This window comes from Prosthecobacter sp. (assembly GCF_029946185.1).
Taxonomy (GTDB): domain Bacteria; phylum Verrucomicrobiota; class Verrucomicrobiia; order Verrucomicrobiales; family Verrucomicrobiaceae; genus Prosthecobacter.
The window spans coordinates 1-4,483 of the sequence record NZ_JAQSEA010000109.1; the positions used below are offsets into that span (position 1 = coordinate 1).

The 4,483-nt window shown below is 57.8% G+C and carries 2 protein-coding genes; both read right to left on the minus strand.

What is annotated here, in order from left to right; genetic code table 11:
• Window positions 1-466: 466 nt before the first annotated feature.
• Window positions 467-2,644 carry an excinuclease ABC subunit UvrB gene (uvrB, locus tag PSV43_RS08590; protein ID WP_300195651.1) on the minus strand — a complete coding sequence of 726 codons (2,178 nt, stop codon included), beginning with the start codon at window positions 2,642-2,644 and terminating at the stop codon, window positions 467-469.
• Window positions 2,645-2,960: 316 nt separating this feature from the next.
• Entirely contained in the window at window positions 2,961-4,067 is a 1,107-nt protein-coding gene (locus tag PSV43_RS08595; protein ID WP_300195653.1) for a fatty acid desaturase, read from the minus strand.
• Between the last annotated feature and the right edge of the window lie 416 nt (window positions 4,068-4,483).

The window sequence follows — 4,483 nt, forward strand, 5'->3', positions numbered from 1 at the left end:
CGAGGCGACCCTGGGTATGGCAGACAATTCCGGGCAGCAAACCCAACACGCCTCAAGGCCACGCCGGGTTCCAGCAGCGTCTGCAGCGTGCCCCGCAGCACCCCTCTGCCGCAGGCTTCCATGGCTGCCATCCTACGCTTGACCGTTGCCTCCGAAAACCACCGCAAACGCTCTTATCAGACTGCCTTTCATTCAGACTCATGTTCATCTGCGCTGGGTATAAGATCTATTTCTCTGCTCCCTCTGCCTCTCCGCCCCTTTGCGGAATAACCGAAAGTTTCGACGGCTTTCAAAGCTCACGAACCAGAGTGCCTCCACACGCGCCATTCCGGAAATCAGTTTCGGAAAATGCTATAACAGGCTCTTCCGCAGGGTGAAAGCATCCTCAGCCGGAAAGCAAAACCGGGACTCGGCTGCATCTAACGCCCACAAGCAGCTTTCAACAGCGCACCCATAGCATCACCGCTCACTTCCCCTTCTTCGCACCCCGCTTCGGCTTGGCATACGCCACATTCTTCCGCTGCGGCGGCAAAGCACCGCTGTCATCCGCATTCATCCCCGCGCGCTTTTTCAACTCGCGAATCTGATCCCGTAAAAGCGCAGCGCGCTCGTATTCCAGCTTGCTCGCCGCATCCGCCATTTCCTGTTCGAGTTCGCGGATGGTCTCGGTGATGGCAAAATCTCCGCCTCCTTCACGCACCACGCTTTCTTCCATCTCCCGCGCCTTGCCGAGCATCTGCAAACTCTCCTGCACCGCACGCTGCACCGTCTGCGGTGTGATGCCGTGCTTCGCATTGTGATCCGTCTGCAACTGCCGTCGATAGCCGCTGATGCTAAGCAGGGCGCGAATGCTCTTGGTTTCAATATCCGCAAACAGCACCACCTCCCCGTTGATGTGACGCGCCGCACGCCCTGAAGTCTGAATCAGCGACGACTCACTGCGCAAGAACCCCTCCTTGTCCGCATCCAAAATGCACACCAGGCTCACCTCCGGCAGATCGAGGCCTTCGCGCAGGAGATTGATGCCCACCAGCACATCGCAGTCCCCCGCACGCAAGCTGCGCAAAATCTCCACCCGCTCGATCGCATCAATGTCGCTGTGCAGATACCGCACTTTGAAATCCAGGTTGCGCAGGTAATCCGTCAAATCTTCCGCCGTGCGCTTGGTGAGCGTCGTGACGAGCACGCGCTCCTGTTTTTCAATGCGCTGACGGCATAGCTCGATGGTCTCATCAATCTGACCTTTGAGCGGCTTGATGGTGATGATGGGGTCCAGCAGGCCGGTGGGGCGGATGATCTGTTCGACGACGAGAGTGCGGCCTTTGGCGGTGACATCGAAGTGATCCACGGTTTCCGCACTCCCGCTGATGCGCACCGTGCGGGTCATGGGCGGCGCATCGGCGACTTTCGGAATGTAACTGGTATTTCCTACCACGCTGTTCTCGATCTCAAACCGCGCCGGCGTGGCACTCACATACACCAGCTGCCCAACCTTCCCCATGAACTCCTCAAACCGCAGCGGTCGGTTGTCCAGCGCGCTCGGCAGACGAAACCCATGCTCCACCAGCACCGTCTTGCGCGACTTGTCGCCTTCATACATGCCGCCGATCTGCGGAATGGTGACGTGGCTTTCGTCAATGAACATCAGCGGCGGCTCTTTGAAGAAATCCAGCAGCGTTCCCGGCGTCGCACCCGGCACACGCCCCGTCAGATGCCTGCTGTAGTTTTCAATGCCCTGGCAGAAGCCCATCTCCTGCATCATCTCGATGTCATACTGCGTGCGCATCTTGATGCGCTGCGCTTCCAGCAGCTTGCCCTCTTTCTCAAACCAGGCGACGCGCTCCTCCATCTCCTCGCGGATTTTCACGATGGCCTTGCGCAGCTTGTCGCCGGGGGTCACGAACTGCTTCGCCGGAAAAATCGTATAGCTCGGCATCTTCAGCGTCACCGTCCCCGTCAGCACATCCACCGCACTGATCCGGTCGATCTCATCGCCAAAAAACTCAATCCGTATCGCCTCGTTCTCCAGATACGCCGGCACCACCTCGATCACATCCCCCCGCGCCCGAAATTTCCCGCGTGAAAGCTGCACATCATTCCGCTCATACAACATGTCCACCAGCCTCGTCAGCAGCGTCTCCCGCGTCATCTGCAGCCCCACATTCAGCGGCAGCATCATCCCCTCATAATCCTCCGGCGATCCCAGGCCATAGATGCACGACACACTCGCCACAATGATCGTGTCCTGCCGAGTGATGAGCGCCCCCATGCTGGAGAGGCGCAGCCGCTCGATCTCATCATTCACCGCGCTGTCCTTCTCAATGAACGTGTCCGTCCGTGCGATGTACGCCTCCGGCTGGTAGTAGTCGAAGTAGCTCACAAAATACTCGACCGCATTGTCAGGGAAGAAGTTCTTAAACTCCGAATACAACTGCGCCGCCAGCGTCTTGTTGTGCGAAAACACCAGGGCTGGCCGGCCCACCTCCGCGATCACATTCGCCATCGTGAAGGTCTTCCCCGATCCCGTCACCCCCATCAGCGTCTGGTGCCGGTTCCCCGCACGCACCGACTTAGTCAGCTTCGCAATCGCCTGCGCCTGATCACCCTGCGGACTGTATTCGGTATTGAGCCTAAAAACGGACATCCCACAGCGTATCGCGACACTTCAGCCATGCATCGAATAAATCACACCGCCACCCACTCAGGCACGCAGGCTTTTGTGCTTCTCAGGATGCCAGGCCCTCAAAATTTTCTAGCGGAGAAAGCACAGTTTCGCCACTCCACATCCCATCAACTCCAAAGGGTTTGCGCATCAAGCAAAGGGTTGCCGAGCCTCAGCGACGCTACTTCGCCCCTCCGCATCCCATCAACCCCAAAGGGGTTGCGCATCACAGCGAAGGGTTGCCGAGCCTCAGCGAGGCTACCCTGGTACGCACTCTGCATTCTCCAAAAATCCGCCCTCAAGACATCCCCGAGCCGATCTCGCTAGGCGCAGGGAGATCCGCAGGATCCACCTCCTCCACCTTCGCAGCAACTGGCTGCGCATAGCGCTGCTTGTACTCGCGGAAGGAAATGAGCTTCCGGTCGCTCTCGTCCCACAGACGCAGATTCATGCACTTCAGGCTCGCCCAGAAAGTCAGCGGCGGGATCGAGTAAAACATCGGGTGAGAGTTATGGCACTTCTCAAGGTAGTAGTTCGGAATGCGTGAGCTCAGATGGTGAATGTGATGGAAGCCGATGTTCCCCGTGAACCACTGCAAAATCTTCGGCAGCTTGTAAAACGAGCTGCCTTCCAGCGCGGCGGTGGTGTAGTCCCACTCCTCGCGGTGCTCCCAGTACACATCCTCATACTGGTGCTGTACATAGAACATCCAGATGCCAGCCATCCCCGCAAACATCGTCACCGGGATCTGCATCAGCACATAGTTCTTAAAGCCAAACAGCCAGCTCAGCCCCACAATCATCAGCACCAGCGCGATGTTCATCATCATCACCGACTTGCGGTCCTTCCCCTTCGCCCGGGGCGAAGGAAAACGCTGATGGATCAAAAACAGCGCCAGCGGCCCCACCACAAATAGCGTGATCGGATTGCGCACCAGCTTGTAAAAAAAGCGCCGCGTCGGGCTCGCCTCCTCGAATTCCTTCACCGTCATCGTCCAGATATCCCCGTCACCACGGCGGCTCAGGTCACCCGAAGTCTGGTGGTGCACCGAGTGCTGCCACGTCCAGTGCAGATACGGCGTAAACGTCAGCATCCCGCTGATAAATCCCAGCACACTGTTCGCCCGCTTCGACTTGAAATAGGACCCATGACCGCAGTCATGAAACATGATGAACACCCGCACCAGCAGCAGGCCCGTCACCGCCGCGATCCCCAGCGTCAGCCAATACGACACCGACAAGCTCCAATACATCGCCCACCAAAGCAGCACATAGGGGACGAAGGTATTCACCATCTGCCAAACGGCACGAGGGATGGAAGGGACCGTAAAAGGGGCGACAATTTTTTTCCATTCGGAAATCGTGGCCTGGGGCTTGGATGGTGTCATCTCAGGGGCGCTCGTCATAGTTGGTAGAGACTTATTCATACCACATTTCCGCCATTCGTCCCGCACAGAATTTGTTAATTCATCCGCATCCGCTGCCCTATTGCGAACGTATCGCAACATAAGTCATTCATTAACAATTATTTATGTTCAGTCAAACGTGAAACGCCCCGCCTACGAACGCCCCCATATGGACTGCAGTCGCGTAGTGAGGGACGAGCGCAGCTACCGCTTTCGACGGCCTCGGTGACCCACGCGTGCCAGGCAACAATCGAAAGCGGAACCCGGTAATCCTTCGCTACCCGCTCACCTCCCTCACACCACCACCCCCCTCGAAAGCCCCCGCCGCCTACAGCCCAAGGCGCCGGAGTCTCCGCCCACCCACTAACCCTCCAGTTCCGCGCAACTCGTTAAACATCCCATCTCGTCCAAAAAAA